The organism is Sutcliffiella sp. FSL R7-0096, from assembly GCF_038595065.1.
In the GTDB taxonomy this organism is placed as follows: Bacteria; Bacillota; Bacilli; order Bacillales; family Bacillaceae_I; genus Sutcliffiella_A.
Map to the genome: position 1 here is coordinate 2,263,596 of NZ_CP152003.1, position 17,369 is coordinate 2,280,964.

The 17,369-nt window shown below is 39.4% G+C and carries 18 protein-coding genes and 1 pseudogene; 17 read left to right on the forward strand and 2 right to left on the reverse strand.

Features of this window, described 5'->3' with window-relative positions; all coding sequences use genetic code 11:
* Positions 1-51 precede the first annotated feature (51 nt).
* From MKY77_RS11430 to modB, 4 genes and pseudogenes are all read left to right on the forward strand, one after another.
* Positions 52-429 (forward strand): annotated as a pseudogene (locus MKY77_RS11430) (HAD-IA family hydrolase); the annotation flags it as partial.
* A 542-nt stretch (positions 430-971) separates the two neighbouring features.
* The gene (locus MKY77_RS11435; protein ID WP_339145938.1) at positions 972-1,997 is read left to right on the forward strand and encodes a MoeB/ThiF family adenylyltransferase; all 1,026 of its coding nucleotides are present in this window, start codon (positions 972-974) and stop codon (positions 1,995-1,997) included.
* 11 nt (positions 1,998-2,008) lie between these two features.
* Positions 2,009-2,782: a molybdate ABC transporter substrate-binding protein gene (gene modA / locus MKY77_RS11440; protein WP_339145939.1), complete on the forward strand. Its 774-nt coding sequence runs from the start codon at positions 2,009-2,011 to the stop codon at positions 2,780-2,782.
* 12 nt (positions 2,783-2,794) lie between these two features.
* Positions 2,795-3,463 (forward strand): molybdate ABC transporter permease subunit, encoded by a 669-nt coding sequence (modB, locus tag MKY77_RS11445; RefSeq protein ID WP_339145940.1) that lies wholly within the window; start codon positions 2,795-2,797, stop codon positions 3,461-3,463.
* A gap of 4 nt (positions 3,464-3,467) precedes the next feature.
* On the opposite strand, the gene moaC is transcribed toward modB, so the two are convergent.
* Positions 3,468-3,953: a cyclic pyranopterin monophosphate synthase MoaC gene (gene moaC / locus MKY77_RS11450; RefSeq protein ID WP_339145941.1), complete on the reverse strand. Its 486-nt coding sequence runs from the start codon at positions 3,951-3,953 to the stop codon at positions 3,468-3,470.
* Between the two features lie 100 nt (positions 3,954-4,053).
* On the opposite strand from moaC, the gene glp reads away from it, so the two are divergent.
* The 8 genes from glp to fdhD all read left to right on the forward strand — a co-directional run bounded on the left by glp (position 4,054) and on the right by fdhD (position 9,782).
* Positions 4,054-5,322, forward strand: coding sequence for a gephyrin-like molybdotransferase Glp (gene glp / locus MKY77_RS11455; RefSeq protein WP_339145942.1), 1,269 nt, complete (start codon positions 4,054-4,056; stop codon positions 5,320-5,322).
* Entirely contained in the window at positions 5,319-5,825 is a 507-nt protein-coding gene (gene mobB / locus MKY77_RS11460) for a molybdopterin-guanine dinucleotide biosynthesis protein B (protein WP_342515721.1), read from the forward strand. The genes glp and mobB overlap by 4 nt, the downstream gene beginning before the upstream one ends.
* A gap of 5 nt (positions 5,826-5,830) precedes the next feature.
* The gene (locus MKY77_RS11465) at positions 5,831-6,289 is read left to right on the forward strand and encodes a molybdenum cofactor biosynthesis protein MoaE (RefSeq protein ID WP_339145945.1); all 459 of its coding nucleotides are present in this window, start codon (positions 5,831-5,833) and stop codon (positions 6,287-6,289) included.
* A complete protein-coding gene (moaD, locus tag MKY77_RS11470) occupies positions 6,286-6,516 on the forward strand; it encodes a molybdopterin converting factor subunit 1 (protein WP_339145946.1) in 231 nt (76 codons plus the stop codon). The genes MKY77_RS11465 and moaD overlap by 4 nt, the downstream gene beginning before the upstream one ends.
* A gap of 6 nt (positions 6,517-6,522) precedes the next feature.
* The gene (locus MKY77_RS11475) at positions 6,523-7,149 is read left to right on the forward strand and encodes a molybdenum cofactor guanylyltransferase (protein WP_339145947.1); all 627 of its coding nucleotides are present in this window, start codon (positions 6,523-6,525) and stop codon (positions 7,147-7,149) included.
* A gap of 21 nt (positions 7,150-7,170) precedes the next feature.
* The gene (moaA, locus tag MKY77_RS11480) at positions 7,171-8,181 is read left to right on the forward strand and encodes a GTP 3',8-cyclase MoaA (protein ID WP_339145948.1); all 1,011 of its coding nucleotides are present in this window, start codon (positions 7,171-7,173) and stop codon (positions 8,179-8,181) included.
* A 30-nt stretch (positions 8,182-8,211) separates the two neighbouring features.
* Positions 8,212-8,718, forward strand: a complete 507-nt coding sequence (locus tag MKY77_RS11485) for a MogA/MoaB family molybdenum cofactor biosynthesis protein (protein ID WP_339145950.1) — start codon at positions 8,212-8,214, stop codon at positions 8,716-8,718.
* 284 nt (positions 8,719-9,002) lie between these two features.
* On the forward strand, positions 9,003-9,782 hold the full coding sequence (gene fdhD, locus MKY77_RS11490; RefSeq protein WP_339149796.1) for a formate dehydrogenase accessory sulfurtransferase FdhD: 780 nt from the start codon (positions 9,003-9,005) through the stop codon (positions 9,780-9,782).
* Positions 9,783-9,883: 101 nt separating this feature from the next.
* Here the strand turns inward: fdhD and MKY77_RS11495 are convergent, their stop codons facing one another.
* Positions 9,884-10,111: a hypothetical protein gene (locus tag MKY77_RS11495; protein WP_339145951.1), complete on the reverse strand. Its 228-nt coding sequence runs from the start codon at positions 10,109-10,111 to the stop codon at positions 9,884-9,886.
* 418 nt (positions 10,112-10,529) lie between these two features.
* Between MKY77_RS11495 and MKY77_RS11500 the strand changes: the two genes are divergently transcribed.
* The 5 genes from MKY77_RS11500 (at position 10,530) to MKY77_RS11520 (ending at position 17,329) form a co-directional block, all read left to right on the forward strand.
* Positions 10,530-11,786 (forward strand): OFA family MFS transporter, encoded by a 1,257-nt coding sequence (locus MKY77_RS11500; RefSeq protein ID WP_339145952.1) that lies wholly within the window; start codon positions 10,530-10,532, stop codon positions 11,784-11,786.
* A gap of 67 nt (positions 11,787-11,853) precedes the next feature.
* Positions 11,854-12,213 (forward strand): DUF2294 domain-containing protein, encoded by a 360-nt coding sequence (locus tag MKY77_RS11505; protein ID WP_339145953.1) that lies wholly within the window; start codon positions 11,854-11,856, stop codon positions 12,211-12,213.
* A gap of 239 nt (positions 12,214-12,452) precedes the next feature.
* A complete protein-coding gene (locus MKY77_RS11510) occupies positions 12,453-14,810 on the forward strand; it encodes an FdhF/YdeP family oxidoreductase (RefSeq protein ID WP_339145955.1) in 2,358 nt (785 codons plus the stop codon).
* 477 nt (positions 14,811-15,287) lie between these two features.
* Complete coding sequence (locus tag MKY77_RS11515) at positions 15,288-16,565, forward strand: IS110 family transposase (protein ID WP_342515391.1); 1,278 nt, start codon at positions 15,288-15,290, stop codon at positions 16,563-16,565.
* Between the two features lie 371 nt (positions 16,566-16,936).
* Positions 16,937-17,329 carry a tyrosine-type recombinase/integrase gene (locus MKY77_RS11520; protein ID WP_342515729.1) on the forward strand — a complete coding sequence of 131 codons (393 nt, stop codon included), beginning with the start codon at positions 16,937-16,939 and terminating at the stop codon, positions 17,327-17,329.
* The last annotated feature ends 40 nt before the right edge of the window (positions 17,330-17,369 follow it).

A 17,369-nucleotide genomic window follows, 5' to 3' on the forward strand; every position in this document is an offset into this window, starting at 1 on the left:
GCAGATGATAAGTTTGAGAGTTATTTGTCTTAATATAAGAAAAATTGGAAGGCTTATGCAGATGTAATAGAGGTTTTAGACAAATTAAAAGAGCAGGGTTATCCATTAGGTATTATTAGTAACGGGGACTAACAACAACAAGTAAAAAAACTACAACGTATGGGAGTAGATAAATACTTCAACTTCATTATTACCTCAAGCGAAGTAGGTATATCAAAACCAGACAAATCGATTTTTATAGAAGCTTCTAAACGTGCAAACAGCCTTATTGAAAACTGCTACTATGTAGGAGATAGATTAGATACTGATGCGTTAGGTAGCAAAATGTCTGGAATGATAGGTATATGGTTAAATCGAGTAGATAAACAACAACATCCAGAAATAATTGTGATTAGTTCTTTCCAAGAATTATTAAAGTTATTTAGATAAATTAATATTTAATCACGATCTTACGATCGGGCGCGATTGTTGAACAACACAGACAGAAAATGATCAAACTTTATTTCAAAGCTACAACTGGTACAATAAAGCAAAAATGTACTGGGGGGGTCAGTCACAAATAATATTTTAAAAAGTTAATTTAGAAATGAGTGGATGGATAGCTTGATACTCTTAGGATTAACTTGGTAGTTAATCAAACGTTTGTTTAATTTCTGCTATTTTGGGATAGTAACCTAAAGGAGAAGAGAAAGGAAGAAACAGAATTTTTCGGGAGACAATTAAAAAGCATATACTATAGAATAAAAGGCGATTCAGTTCACAAGATTTTTTTCCATATGGTGTATGGAGAAATTAGTCCCTGCGGATGAGTGAATTTTGGCTTGAGATGTAAGAATCCACACCACAGTAACTCCAATATCTTGAACCCGATCCTGATTATTGCTATATTTGCTTTAAACACTACTTTTTGTTAAACCAACAAAGAAAGTATAAGGTGATATAACTGAGTTTTCAGTGAAGAGGTGGAAAGAATGCTAAAGGATCGTTATTCAAGACAAGAATTATTTCGTCCGATTGGAAAAGAAGGACAGCAGTCTATAAAACGGAAGCATGTCTTGTTAATCGGTGCTGGAGCGCTTGGGGCTGGAAATGCAGAAGCTCTTGTTCGGGCAGGAATTGGCAAACTTACCATAGTTGATCGGGACTATGTAGAGGCAAGCAACCTTCAAAGGCAACAGCTTTATAGTGAAGACGATGCAAGAAGACGTCTACCAAAAGCGATTGCAGCTAAAAACAGATTAGAAAAATTGAATTCATCTGTAAAAATAAACGCGGAAATCATTGATGCATCTCATGTTGAATTACTCGCTTTAGCTGCATCAGCAGACTTGATAATCGATGCAACAGATAATTCTGAGACCCGTTTTGTAATTAATGATGTGGCACATAAATTATCAATTCCGTGGATTTACGGGGCATGCGTTGGGAGCTACGGTATGACTTTTACGGTGGTGCCTGGAGTTACTCCTTGCTTTAATTGTTTGTGGAGTAATGTGCCAATGACTGCTGGGCAAACATGTGATACTGCTGGGATTATCAGTTCTTCTGTCAATATGGTTGTATCCTATCAAACCGCGGAAGGTCTTAAAATTTTAGTAGAGGATTTCAAAGCACTAAGTGGCAGACTTGTCACTTTTGATCTTTGGGAAAATACCCATTCTGCTATAAAGGTAGACAAAATAAAAAAGGATGACTGTCCTACATGTGGAAAAGCACCAGTTTATCCATACTTATCAAGGGCAAACATGATGAAGGCAGCTGTGTTATGCGGCCGTGACACTGTTCAAATTCGCCCTCCAAGCAAAAAGCGTGTAAATCTTGATGATCTACATACCATTTTTTCAGGCCAGGGATTGCCCGTTCAATACAATCCTTATTTACTTAGTGTAACATTTAATCCGCACCGAATGGTCGTTTTTCAAGACGGTCGCGTGTTGATTCACGGCACAAATAATATAGCGGAAGCAAAAAAAACGTACCACCGCGTTTTTAGCTAGATGGGATATATATGAATAGTAAATGGAAGATCGGAATATTCATTCTATTGCATTTATTATGTGGTTGTGTTCCGAAACAAGAAGCGGTAACGATTTCTGCCGCAGCTAGTTTAAAAGATAGTTTAGAAGAAATTAGGGAAATGTTTGAAGAGAAGTTTCCGGGTCCGAAGATTGTTTTCAATTATGGAGGATCTGGCATGCTGAGTAGACAGATAGAGCAAGGGGCACCGGTAGATGCCTTTTTGTCGGCTTCAAGTGAGCACATGAAAGCATTGGTTGAAAAAGAACTGGTGTGGGAGAGGGACAACCAAGATACCCCATTGATCTTAAATACTCTCGTAATAGTTTCGCATAAAGAGGGGTTTCATAAAAACGTAAATGATGTACTTAATAATAAAGGTCGAATCGCTATCGCAACCCCTGAAACAACACCTGCAGGTAAGTATACAAAAGAAGCACTCCAAAAATCAGGACTGTGGGATGTGGTGCAAAACAGACTAGTTTATGGAAAAGATGTTCGACATGTGCTTACGCTTGTTGAACAACAAAGCGTGGTTGCAGGATTTGTGTATGGTTCCGATGCTATATCCTCCCAAAGCGTCGAAGTAATTGGACAAGTCGATACATCGCTTCATACACCTATTGAGTATTTTGCGGCGGTAGTAAGAGAAAGCGAAAAACAAGAGCGAGCAAGCCAATTTGTCGATTTTTTATTTTTACCTAAAAGCCAAGAAGTGTTCGCCCGGCATGGGTTCTTACTTTCAGATAGTAGAAATGACAATTAAGAGGGTGACGCAATGAATCAAGTTTTTTGGTTTCCAATCCAATTATCATTGTGGGTGTCTTTTATTGCAGCCGCGGTAGTGTTGGTTTTAGGAATTATACTCGGCAGATTATTTGTAACAAAAAAATTTAGAGGCAAGCTTTTTTGGGAGACGATTTTTATTTTACCTCTCGTTTTGCCTCCTTCAGTGATTGGATTTTTCCTTATTATAATTTTTGGACTGAATAGTGTCGTTGGCAGAACGATTGAAAAGATTGTAGGGAGTTCGGTTATGTTCACCCCAATGGCAGCCGTTTTAGCCGCCATTGTTGTGGCTTTCCCCCTTATGTTTCAATCGGCGAAAGTAGGTTTTTCGTCGATTGATCGAGATATTGAAGGGGCGGCGAAAATCGATGGAGCATCAGAAAGCATGATGATGCTTTTTATTATGATTCCGCTCGCTAGTCGAGCGCTCCTTACTGGAGGAATATTAAGCTTTACACGGGCACTCGGTGAATTTGGTGCGACGCTAATGTTTGCGGGGAATATTCCAGGTAAAACCCAGACTATTCCAACCGCAATCTATGTAGCAATCGAATCCGGGGAAACGAAACTTGCTTTTACTTATGTTTTTTTTAGTGTGGCGATTGCATTTGGACTACTAAGCATCACAAATGGAATAACAAAACGAGGAGAAATATAGTTTATTATTTTTCTCGATTGAAATCTCCATTTTTACCGCCGGATTTCTCTTTTAAAAACGTAGGGCCAATGATCATTCCTTTATCAACCGCTTTACACATATCATAAATCGTTAATGCACAGACAGATGCTGCTGTTAAAGCTTCCATTTCCACACCTGTACTGCCTTTTGTTTTGACGGTTGCATAAATGGAGAGATGATATTCCTGATCAATCTTTTTCCAATCAAACGTCAAATCAATCCCACTTATCGGAATCGGATGACACATAGGGATGATTGTTGATGTTTGTTTGGCTGCCATAATACCAGCAACTTGAGCAACAGCTAACACGTCTCCTTTTTTCATAGTCTGTTCTGTAATACTTAAGTAAATCTCTTCATTTACTATAATGCTAGATTGTGCAGTTGCTGAGCGGTTGCTCACTTCTTTTTGTGTGATATCAACCATTTTGGCTCTTCCTTGATCATTAAAATGTGTGAATTTTGACATAGCAAGCACCTCTTTGTCATGTTGTATAATACCAATTGAAGCTATTGTAACATGTTATCATAATCTAAAGAATCTATTTAGAAAGGAGCTACATTTCAACATGGTTGATAAAAGAAAGCCAATTCCTGTGAGAGATGCTGTATCCAAAGTTGTCGAACTTGCTAAAACTGGATCCACAGAACGAATCAATATAAATGATGCGCATGGGCGGATACTAGGTGAAGATATTATAGCTGTGCATCCTGTTCCTCCTTTTGACCGTTCACCTTATGATGGATTCGCTATACGAGCAATTGATTCAAGAGGGGCAAGTCTGGACAATCCACAAACCTTCACTGTAATTGAAACAATTGGAGCAGGTTCAGTTGCTTTAAAGCAAGTAAATGAATTTGAGGCTGTGCGGATCATGACAGGAGCAAAAATCCCTGATCAATGTGATGCAGTAGTCATGCTAGAATTAGCTTCGGAAAAAACCGAGAACGGCTTAGAAAAAATGACAATTAAGCGATCTTTTAAGTCAGGGGACAATATCTCGTTTAAAGGAGAGGACACCGAAGCTGGCACCGTACTGATTCGTAAAGGTCAAAAAATCAATCCAGGCGTGGTTGCTTTATTAGCGACTTTCGGCTATGAAACGGTCGAGGTGGCAAAGCAGCCAATAATCGGCGTTTTTGCAACCGGTTCGGAACTTTTGGATGTAGGTGAAGAGTTGCAACCAGGCAAAATCCGTAATAGCAATGCATATATGGTGGCAGCACAAATTGAACGAGCCGGAGCAAAGGTTAAAATGCTTGGAACGTTAGAAGATGATCTTGAAAGCAGCTATCAATCCATAAAACATGCGCTAAAAGAAGTGGATATGTTAATTACAACAGGCGGGGTTTCAGTAGGGGATTATGATTTTTTACCAGCTATCTATGAAAAGCTTGATGCACAAGTATTATTTAATAAAGTGGCTATGCGTCCTGGCAGTGTCACAACGGTGGCGCATATAGATAGAAAGTTTTTGTTTGGGTTGTCAGGCAATCCTTCTGCATGCTATGTAGGATTTGAACTTTTTGTACGTCCAGTAGTTAATATTCAGCTATATGTCGATAAGCCACATCTACTCCCAGTTCAAGCAAGATTGTCGGAAGACTTTCCAAAACCGAATCCGTTTACTCGCTTCGTAAGGAGTAAGTTGAGCTTTGAGGGTGAATCGCTAACTGTTGCGCCAAGTGGATTTAATAAATCGAGCGCAGTGACATCACTTGCTGCAACAGATTGCATGATCGTGCTACCTGGAGGAACACGAGGCTTTCAAAAAGGGGACTTAGTAAAAGTGGTTCTGCTAGAGTCAACCGAGGGAAGTGAATGGCCTTGGGAGTGACACCTCCAATTTTACAGGTTGTTGGATTTAAAAACAGCGGAAAAACGACGGTCGTTTCCAACATGATTCAGTTCGCAAGTGAAAATGGATTTAAACTGGGTTCGATCAAGCATCATGGTCATGGAGGGCCTCCTGATCTACCAGATGAATGGAAGGATAGTGATCGACATCTTCGCGCAGGTGCTTTAGTAAGTGTAGTGGAAGGAGAAGGCAAACTCCATCTCGTAGCCCAAAAAGCAGTCTGGCAGCTTGAGGAAATATTGTTCCTTTATCAAGCGATGAATGTTGATGGCATTTTAGTAGAAGGTTATAAGAAAGCACATTATCCAAAAATCGTCATGTTGCACCAAAAAGAAGATTTGGTGTTGCTTGAAGAATTGGAAGATGTTGTAGGAGTAATTCACGATTACTCCATTCCAAAAATCGACCTGCCTTCTACGTCATTTTTATTTACAGAAAAAGAGCTTTACTGCCACTGGTTTTTGGATTATTTAAGGAGGTGATACGAATGTTTGTGATTACAGAAAAACCTATTTCTATTGAAGAAGTAACAAATAAAGTTGTTCGTCGGGATGCAGGTGCGATCGTCAATTTTATTGGGACAGTTCGTGAATTTACGAAAGGCCGACGAACCATTTCATTGCATTATGAAGCATATCCTTCGATGGCGCAAAAGCAGTTGCAAAGAATTGGGAATGAAATTGAGGAAAGATGGCCGGATGCAAAGGTAGCCATTTCTCATCGTACTGGTAATCTCAACATTTCAGATATAGCAGTCGTAATAGCAGTTTCGACTCCTCATCGAAAAGATGCTTATGAGGCAAATGAATATGCCATTGAACGGATTAAGCAAATCGTACCTATTTGGAAAAAAGAAAAGTGGGAAGATGGGGAAGAGTGGATTGGTGATCAACTTGAAAAAACTGCTTATCCAAAAGGTCAACCTGAAGAGGTGAAAGAGCAATGATAAAAATACAGTTTTTTGCACACTTACGTGAAAAAGTTGGTCAAGATCAGCTGATGTTAGATTTCAAAAAAATAAGTGTAAAAGATTTACTGGAGGTGTTGGCAAATTCGTATCAGCTACAAACAGACACGTTCATGGTAGCGGTAAACGAAGAATATGCAGATATTGAAGACGTGATACTAGAAGGTGATACCGTTGCCCTTATTCCTCCTGTAAGTGGTGGGTAAAAGAGATTGAAGAAAATTAATAACGGAAATAAAAATCTTGTTGGCATTATTCTAGCAGGCGGCGAATCAACGAGATTTGGTACCCCAAAAGCATTTGCAACCTATAAGGATAAGCCTTTTTACCAACATGCAATAGATGCTCTCACTCCATATGTCGATCAAATTGTAATCGTAAGTCATCCTTCGATTCGTCCACTTTTTGATGATCAGGAAGAATGTAAAGTGATTGAAGATATCGAACCTTATATTGGGAAAGGGCCTTTGTCTGGATTGTATTCGGCGATGCATCAATTTCATGCCTCTTGGTATTTTGTATTACCGTGTGACATGCCTTGTTTTGATAATATCGCTGCTAAAAAGCTCCTATCTATGATGGACGATCGTTTTGACGCGATTGTTCCTCAAATCGCTGGTAGGCTTCATCCCCTGTCAGCGGTGTACCATAGACGGTCTTTCCACCATTTGGAAATGCAATTAGCAACAGGAAATTACCGGTTAATTAATTTTATTGAACGATTGTCAGCACCCATTTTAACCGAACTACAACTGGAGTTAGATGAACGATCTTTTCAAAACATAAATGATTGGAACGCTTATAAGCGATTAGGTGAAGGGAAGCATATTCGCGAATGAAGTTAGAAAGGAGGGACAGACATGAATCCTATAAAAGACAGTTTAACAAGACCTTTGCGGGACATTCGAATATCCGTAACAGATCAGTGTAACTTCCGCTGCTCTTACTGCATGCCGGCTGAAATATTTGGTCCTGATTTCGCTTTTCTACCAAAAGACGAGTATTTATCATTTGATGAAATTTATGAACTGGTTCGCTCCATGGGTGATTTAGGTGTTGAAAAAGTACGCCTAACGGGTGGAGAACCTTTGTTAAGAAAAGATTTACACGAACTTATCGCAAAGTTATCCCTGATTGACTCCATTAAAGATATTGCCTTGACAACGAACGCCTTGTTGCTTCCGAAATATGCCAAAAAGCTAAAAGAAGCGGGACTCGACCGTGTCAATGTAAGTATGGACGCTATTGACGAAGAAGTTTTTAAAAAGATGAACGGTCGATCTGTCAGCGTAAAGCCAGTGTTAAAAGGAATCGCTGCGGCTCAAGAAGCAGGACTTGAAGTGAAAATCAATATGGTGGTGCAAAAAGGCGTCAATGATGACCAAATCGTCCCGATGGCTTCTTATTTTAAAAATAAAGGGATTACTTTACGTTTTATTGAGTTTATGGATGTTGGGAGCACAAACGATTGGAAACTCTCATCTGTTGTTACGAAAAAAGAAATCGTAGAGATACTTGGCAAGCATTTTACAATAGAGCCGCTTGACGAATCATATTTTGGAGAAGTCGCTAGTCGGTACGGCTATGTTGGTACGAACACAGAGGTTGGAATCATCCCGTCTGTATCTGATTCATTTTGTTCCACATGTACAAGAGCGAGGATATCAGCAGATGGAAAGCTGTATACCTGTTTATTTGCGACAGAAGGCTTTGACTTAAAATCCCTTATGCGAAACAATCTTTCGATGGATGAGGTGAGCAACACCATTTCTGCCATCTGGAATAAACGCAGAGACCGCTATTCAGATGAACGAACCGAGAAAACAGCAAAAAACAGAAAAAAAATTGAGATGTCGTACATTGGTGGGTAAAAGAAATCAAATAAAAGGTGTGGTCCATAAATGCTTGCAGATCATCGAAAAAAATCCCCTAACAAAATTGCGTGCAAGGTGATAACGGTCAGCGATACAAGAACCAGTGAAACGGATAAGAGTGGAAAGAAAATAAAAGAACTTCTTACGCATGAAGGGCATGGGTGCGAATTTTATGAAATTGTGCCCGATGAACGTTTATTGATTAACAACGCTATTCAAAATGGGTTACAGGACCCAAAAGTGGAAGCAGTCATTGTTAACGGTGGCACGGGTATTTCAAAAAGAGATGTAACGATTGAAGTCGTTCAAGCATTACTCGAAAAAGAGCTGGTCGGTTTCGGCGAGATTTTTCGTTATTTAAGCTACACGGAAGATATCGGATCTGCAGCAATTTTATCTCGTGCCACTGCCGGAACTGCTATGGGAACTGTCGTCTTTGCCCTACCAGGTTCGACAGGTGCAGTCAAATTAGCCATGGAAAGACTTATTCTCCCGGAGATTGGTCATATTATTATGGAGCTTAATAAACATTGAGGTGATGAGAGTTTCGAGTTATTTCTTGCTCGAACTTTCATCATTTATATAGGCTCTTTTCGTAAAGATTGTTGTTTGTAACCAAGTGAAAAATTGGAAATTGGATTTTTTACATTTAAATGCTCCAATTGTAGAAAGAGAATATCATTTTACTTAAGGAAAAGAGCACGATGGCAACTATTATTACGTCATATAGATAATTATGAAAAAGAAACAGAGTATGCGAAAACAGCTTTTATATAAGTTAACAGAAAGGACCTCTAATTGTGGACAAAAAAAACGTAATTTCCAGAAAAATTCTACGTGTTGAAAATGGAAAAGCTGGATGGAAAGATGATATTGTCGCGACCGAACAAGCCGTTACGATCAAATTAAACGGGGATGAATTTGTCACAATGGTTTGCTCCCCAGAATACATAGAAGATATGGCAATCGGTTACCTGGCATCAGAGGGCATTATTCGAAAGTTTGATGACATTGAAAAGTTATGGATCGACCATAAAAATGGATTTGTACATATACAATCTGCAAACATCAATCCCTTATACCAAAGGCTTCAAAACAAACGCTATATCACATCTTGTTGCGGAACGAGTAGACAAGGTTTCGTGTTTGCCAGTGATGCAATGTCAGCTAAAAAAATGTCTTCACGCAATATTCAACTGACACCACAAGACTGTTTTCGCTTAATGAATGATATGCAAAATAGCGCTGCTACCTTTAAAGAAACTGGAGGGGTACATAATGCAGCGCTGTGTGACGTAGATGGCATCGTACTAAGTCGAATGGACATTGGCCGACATAACGCATTAGATAAAATCTATGGCTACTGTTTAAAAAATAAAATTTCTGTACAAGATAAAATTCTTGTTTTCAGTGGTCGTATGTCATCCGAGATTTTGCTCAAGGTCTCTAAAATTGGTTGTGAGATTGTTTTGTCTAAATCAGCTCCAACTGAACGTGCACTTGAACTTGCTGAAGAGTTGGAAATCACGACAGTAGGTTTTATAAGAAATCGATCGTTAAATGTGTATACTTGTCAAGAGAGAATAATTATAGAATAAAAGAATAAGTGCTAGTTTAAGTATACGAGTATATCGTCGATAGAGATGGAAAGAAGTGATAAAGCCCCTCCTGTTCAACAGAAGGGGCTTTATATATTTTTTCAGTTAACCAATTTGATTATTTCATCATTACGATTTTCCTTTTCTTTCTTAGATGAAAGGTCGTATTTTTTTAACAAGTGAAATAACTCGTTTAATTCTAGCTGATCAGGCTTTGTTCCAAGAAAATCTCGACACTTAGAATATAGATCGGATGGAAGGAATGTCTTTTGTGACTCTAGCTTGTTCCCTACGTCTTCTAAAGAATGATCTAGTTTACACGAACTCATAAAATACCTCCTTGTCTTAGTTTGGTTACTCAAGTGAAATTTCTTCAATGTATAAAATATAAACACAATCTTTCATTACTGACAAGTCTTTCTAACTAAGAAAACAATCCTATATGTTTTTTAGTTTTTATTTAATAAGGTCAATTCCAAATTTTATAAAAACTATTATAAATATATTGAAAAAAACCTCAATACAAGTTATTATTTATTTAGTCATAAATCTGTAACATTTAAAATATGAGATAGCGATCCTGTCGTCATTTTTAAGTGTTTAGACACTGTAAGCGATTACTATTGGTATGAAAGTAGCGAAACCTGCTTGAGACTAATCGTCGTGCTTTTTTTGGGAAACATTTTTTCCTAAAAGAGAGTAGCGTCGTTTTTTTTTGTTTTTTTTAGAAAAGAAGGAGTGAAGAACATGGGAAAAGTGAAAGGTAAGACAAAGAATCGTTGGCTGATTGCATTAGCAGCGGTTGGTATTCATATTTCAATAGGTTCCGTTTATGCTTGGAGTGTCTTTACGAACCCAATTAGAGAACAACTCGGATGGGATTTAAGTTCTGTTTCTTTGACATTCAGTATCGCCATTGTTTTTTTAGGTCTTTCTGCAGCTTTTATGGGTCATTTTGTTGAAAAGCATGGTCCACGGAAATCGGGTATAGTCGCCGCATCATTTTTTGGATTCGGTCTTGTAGGTGCGGGATTTGCTATTAATTTAGAATCAATTGGACTTTTATACTTTACATATGGGGCTTTAGGAGGAATTGGCCTTGGTATCGGTTACATTACCCCGGTATCTACCCTCGTTAAATGGTTCCCGGATCGTCGCGGGCTAGCAACAGGGCTTGCTATAATGGGTTTTGGGTTTTCTGCCATGCTTGCAAGTCCAATAATGGCTAATTTAATAAGTACGGTTGGAATTGCGAATACGTTTATCACTTTAGGGATTATTTATTTTGTTATTATGATAGCGTCCTCTCTTTATATCGAAAGGCCACCTGCAGGTTATATGGAAAATGTGCAGAAGGATGGAAAGAAAGCAGCAACAGATCATATTCAATTAACTGCTAATGAAGCAGTTAAAACAAGGAAATTTTGGTATTTATGGATTATGCTCTTTATTAATGTCACTTGTGGTATCGCTGTTTTATCTGTTGCATCACCGATGGCACAAGAAATTGCCGGTCTTTCAGCAGCCGCTGCAGCAACTATGGTTGGTTTGATGGGTGTCTTTAATGGCTTAGGAAGAATTGGTTGGGCTTCTATTTCCGATTATATGGGCAGACCAAATGTCTACACAGCGTTCTTTATCATTCAAATTGTTTCGTTCTTTGCACTTCCAAATATCACCCATGCAATTATGTTCCAAGTCGTATTATTTTTAATTTTGACATGTTATGGTGGTGGTTTTGCTTCGGTTCCGGCTTACATCAGCGACTTGTTTGGCACAAAGCAGCTTGGCGCAATTCACGGGTATATTCTTACTGCTTGGGCTTTAGCAGGTTTAGCTGGGCCAATTCTTGCAGCATGGATTCGCGAAACAACAGATAGTTATGCAGGTACATTATTTATCTTTGGATTTATGTTTATTGCAGCACTTATTGTCTCACTTGTGATTAGAATTGATATTAAGCAAGCTAAAGAGAAAAACGATGTAAAAGGCTTAGCGAGTTAAGCAATTTGACATATTGTGTTACTCGAACTACTCTTTTAGTAAGAAAAGATAAATGAGGGTACAAAACATGAATAAATACGAGGCGGAATTCAGTAATTTAGTACGTTCTTTCCGAAAAAAACATATGGGCAAAGGTCCAAGTAAAATTAGTACAACATTTTGCAAAAAGTGGGCAATATGTGAGATGGAAGGAAACCTTTCACCTGTTGAGAAATTCATTGCAACCGCAGATGAAGGAAAGCAAATGCTACGGGCAGCAAGAACGGAAATGGTTAAAGACATGTACCGTAAAAACCGACCAGTAGAAATGGAAGAGTTTTTGGAGTGTAAGTTCCTGGAATTGTTTGTTGATATAGATATTGAAAGAGACTTTGGAATTTCAGTTTTTGTTTTTGACGAAAATATTGAAGAGAAGTTTTCAAAATGAGTTTGTGATGAAAAAGTTGGTGTAATGGCTCCACTTACTGCACTCTTTATGTGGAAATACCCATTGAAGGTGCACCGGATAAGCAAACACTTCACCATAATTATTGGCTAGGCACTTAGTAGCGATCCTGCAAAAGACCCAACCACCATTATCTTTCTCAAAATCTGAGGACATAGCGGTGGTTTTTTTATGGAGAAACCATAAAGATTAGTTAGAAGATATTTTAGGGAGTGATTATCGTGGGTAGTACAAAACACCAAGGTCCTATTAAAGCAACGAAAATGCCACAACCTAAACATTGGGTGAGTCCAATCCCTTTTGGGTTAGGAAAAGTAAAGCCTAAGCATATAAGAGATTCAATGAAGATTGCATGGGACAACAAAGATAATATTGGTTATGCAACACGGATTTTAACCCAAGGTGTTTGTGATGGTTGTGCATTAGGGGTATCAGGTATGTTTGATCAAACTTTAAAAGGTCCTCATATGTGTACAACAAGATTAAATGTGCTGCGTTTAAATACAGCACCTGCTATAAATGAAGAGATTTTACATGCGGATATTGATGAATTGCGAAACTATGACAGTACAGAACTTAGAAAATTAGGGCGTATTCCATATCCTCTAATTCGTCGCAAAGGTGAAAGAAAGTTTTCGCGCTTAACTTGGAATGAAGCCATGGATGTGATTGCTAACAAAATGAAGCAATTAGACCCAAGGCAGTATGCGTTTTATCTTACCTCAAGAGGGATTACGAATGAGTCTTATTATGTAGCTTCAAAAGTGGCTCGTTTCTTAGGAGCAAACAACATTGATAACGCAAGTCGGATTTGTCACTCACCAAGTAAAACGGGGTTAAAACGTTCTATTGGAGTAGGGGCATCCACATGTAATTATCAAGATTGGTTTGGAGCAGATGTCCTTTTATTCTGGGGAAGTGTGGCTTCAAATGCTTCGCCAGTTTCAACTAAGTATATGTTAGAAGCTAAGAAACGTGGAGCAAAGATAATCGTTGTTAACCCTTATAAAGAGCCGGCAATGGACGAATACTGGGTACCTTCCAACATGGAGTCTGCCTTATTCGGTACAAAAATTGCAGATGACTTCTATCAAGTGAACATTGGTGGCGATATTGCCTTTATGCACGGCATCATGAAACACTGGTTCGAGATGGAAGAAAAAGAGCATGGCTCAGCGATTAATCATGGATTTGTAGAGGAACATGTAAATGACTATGAGGAACTGAAGACCCATGTCGATTCTCAATCTTGGGATGAAATCATTAGGTCATCAGGGATTACCAAAGAAAGAATCATAGAATTATCGGACCTATTAGCAAACAGTAAAAATGCTGTATACGCTTGGGCCTTAGGGTTGACCATGCATGCTTTCGCATCTGATAACATTTCACAAGTAGCTAACCTTGCTCTTCTTCGTGGACATTTAGGACGTAAATATAACGGATTAATGCCGTTCCGTGGTCACTCCTCCGTGCAGGGGTCGGGTGAAATGGGAGCAGATCCGTTTGTCTTACCCGGAGGAGATTTCGTGGAAGATAACATTAAGCGAATGGAACAAATTTGGAAGTTTGATATTCCGAGATGGCAAGGAGATGTTGTCGGAATTACGTTGGAAAACATCGTTCTACCGAATGATCATGAACGAAAAATTAAGCTCTATTATATGTCCGGCGGAAACTTCTTGGAAACGATGCCTGATCCGACATTCATTGGTAAAGCCTTGTCTGAATTAGATATTCGTGTTCACCAAGATATCATTCTTAATACGTCGACTTTAATTGATGCAAAAGAAGCGGTTATTGTCCTTCCAGCTCAAACACGTTATGAGCAAGAAGGGGGAGGCACTTCTACATCAACCGAGCGGATGGTGTACTTTTCCCCTGAAATCCAAGGGAATAAGAACCATATCGAAGAGGCTCGTCCAGAATGGAGAATTTATATTGACCTTGCCAAGCGTGTCAAGCCTGAGACTGCTCATTTAGTTGATTTCAAATCTGGGCAGGAGATTCGCAATGAAATAGCCATTGCAAACCCTAATTATGAAGGGGTTCAACACTTGAAAAAACAAGGCGATGTCTTTCAATGGGGCGGAGCATGGCTCTGTGAAGATGGAATTTGCCCTACTTCTGATGGCAAAGGAAAACTAATTTCAGTTGATATTCCTGACCTGGGTAAGAAGGAAGGCCAATTCTTCCTTACTACACGTCGGGGGAAGCAGTTTAACTCAATGGTTTATAAAGAAACAGACCCATTCAATAATGCAGGGCGCTACGATGTTTTAATTAATATAAAAGATGCCCATGAGTTAAGTATTGCCGAAGGAGAAGGTATTGTTATACACAACGATTTCGGTGTATTCCAAGGAAAAGCAAAATATGCTGATATCTCACAAGGTAATTTAGGCGTTCACTTCCCAGAAGGAAACTTCTTATTACCAAAGGGTAGATATGAAAAACTTGCACTTATCCCGGACTACAATGTCGCGGTTAAAGTAGAAAAAGCAGACCGGTATAATGCACGAAAAGACACCAAGTATTTGGAAAAGAGAATAAAAGATTTAGAGATGACTATTGAATAATCGTGACACTGTAATTGTTGGTAAAGCAACAATTACAGTGTTTTTTTCTGAACAATATTCTTGCTTCGTTTTTGACGTTCCCCCTATCCGGAGTATGAAACGGATTAGGTTAATATAACACATGCTCTATAAGGGGTCCTACCAACAAAACGCGATTATCTTAACTATGAAAAACAGGAGTATTTAAAGTATTCGAAGAAGAAAAATTGGGTGAATAGCTACTTTGAATACTTGATATCTTAACTCAGTAAACAATGTATTCAACGTATTGAATGTAGTGATGCCTTGACATTGAGATTCCATCGGCATATCAGGACAAAGAGGGAAAGCTCCAAATTCGGGATTTAACAAAAGGAGCATTCCTGTTAGAAGGATTTTCGGGGACTTGAACAAAAAAGAGCCCTCTTGGTATGATACGGGGTGTCAAATCGTGCACCGAATTGACCCCTAACTTAGGTAACCAAGGAGGACTCCAACATGGATTTTAAACAAAATCAGAAGATAAATCAAGTCACCGAAAATACACTTGTAGTCGGAATCGATATTGCAAAGCGGAAACACTTCGCCTGCTTTGTCGATGACCGTGGGCGTGTGCTTCAAAAATCTTTTTCGGTATTACAGTCTAGCGACGGTTTTGATCGTTTTTACGAGCGTATTTTGGCTGCCATGAAAGAATACGAAAAGACGGAGGTCATTGTCGGGATTGAACCTACCGGCCATTACTGGCTTAATCTAGCCTATTTCCTTGAGGAACGAGGCATTCCCCTGGTGATGACCAATCCTATGCACGTTAAGCGGTCAAAAGAATTGGATGACAACTTGCCAACCAAACATGACCGTAAAGATGCGTTAGTTATCGCTCGCCTGATTAAAGATGGACGCTTCAGTTATCCTCGTATCCTAAAGGATGTGGAGGCTGAACTCCGTGTGGGTTCAACGTTCAGAAGCAAGTTGACAGAGGAACTGGGTGCCGTCAAAAACATGGTCATTCGCTGGCTGGATCGCTATTTTCCTGAGTTCACCCAGGTCTTTCCGACATTCGGAAAGATGGCAATGGCTGTCCTGGAGTGCACACCATTTCCGGCCGATCTTCATCAGAAACAACCGGATGAAGTATTGGCACTTTACCGTAAGGTCGAGGGGCTCAAATCCCCCCAAAGGCCGAAAGCCATACGACTGATAGAACTCGCTTCAGACTCGATCGGGGTAACAGAAGGACGGGAGATGGCCCGTATGGAAATTGCCACACTCGTTCGCCGTTACCACCAGTTAGAACAAGAGATTGAAAGCATTACGCAGCACCTGGTTGAACTTATCCAAACATCAGTAGAATACGAATGGCTCTCAACGGTTCCTGGACTTGGAGATACCACGATTGTCGATTTACTAGCTGAAATCGGAAGCTTTTCTCACTATGAAGATCCACGCCAACTAATCAAACTCGCGGGATTGACATTACGGGAAAATTCCTCCGGCCAGCACAAAGGACAAAAGCGAATCTCCAAAAGGGGCAGAAGAAAGCTTCGTTCCCTCCTATTCCGAGTGATGATGCCGATGATTCGCCATAATGAAGCTTTTAAAAGGCTCCATGATTACTACACAAACCGTAAGGATAATCCGTTACGCAAGAAGCAATCCATCGTGGTCCTATGCGGAAAACTCTTAAAAGTTCTCCATGGAATCAGCACGAAGCACAAAGCGTTTGACGCAAAGCGAATGATGAGGGATATTCCTAGTCTCGCAGAGGCTATGTAAAGTCCTGCATCCCCTTTAAAGACCTAGACAACAGGATGACACGGAGAAGCTGGCACTATTTTTTCCATTCGACCTCGAGTCCCTAAAGGAGCTTCGCTAGCCTCTGCCTTATGACTAGACCGAACGAAGGAATGTAGGCACACTGATGCCCAGAGACATGGGAGGGTACGTCATCATAAGCTACGCAGAGATCCATTGTGCATCGTATATCCAATGATCACTACTTTACCATCATTACCCAGTAGTGACCGCGTAGCGTACCCACCAAATGTAAGAGAATCACAAATTTATTAATATCTGTTAGGGAGTATGTCGAAAAATATTTTTTTGACATCCCACCAACGGGTCAAACCGTTGATATATCAATATTTATAGAGGGAGGGAAAGACCGTACAATCTTTATTGGAAAAAGCCTTATGACATTCCTTAAAGGTCACTTCGAGCGTTATCAGGAGATTAAGAAGCAGTTAGGTCACGAATTCAATCCAAATGATTTGATCTTCTTCAATTCAAGAGGTGATTATCTGAAACTTCGTGAGTTGCATCGTGCCTATAAGAATGCCATTAAACGAGCGGGACTTAAAAATGCACGTTTTCACGACTTGCGCCACTCACATGCTTCGATTTTACTTAAAAAAAATGTCCATCCTAAAGTCGTCAGTGAACAATTAGGTCATGCTAAATCGAGTATTACATTAGAAATTTACAGTCATGTTGCTCCTTCCCTTCAGGAAGACGCTGCTCATGCATTTGATGAAGAATAAAAGAAAAAATGCCATTCGACACTCAAATGGCACTCAGAAG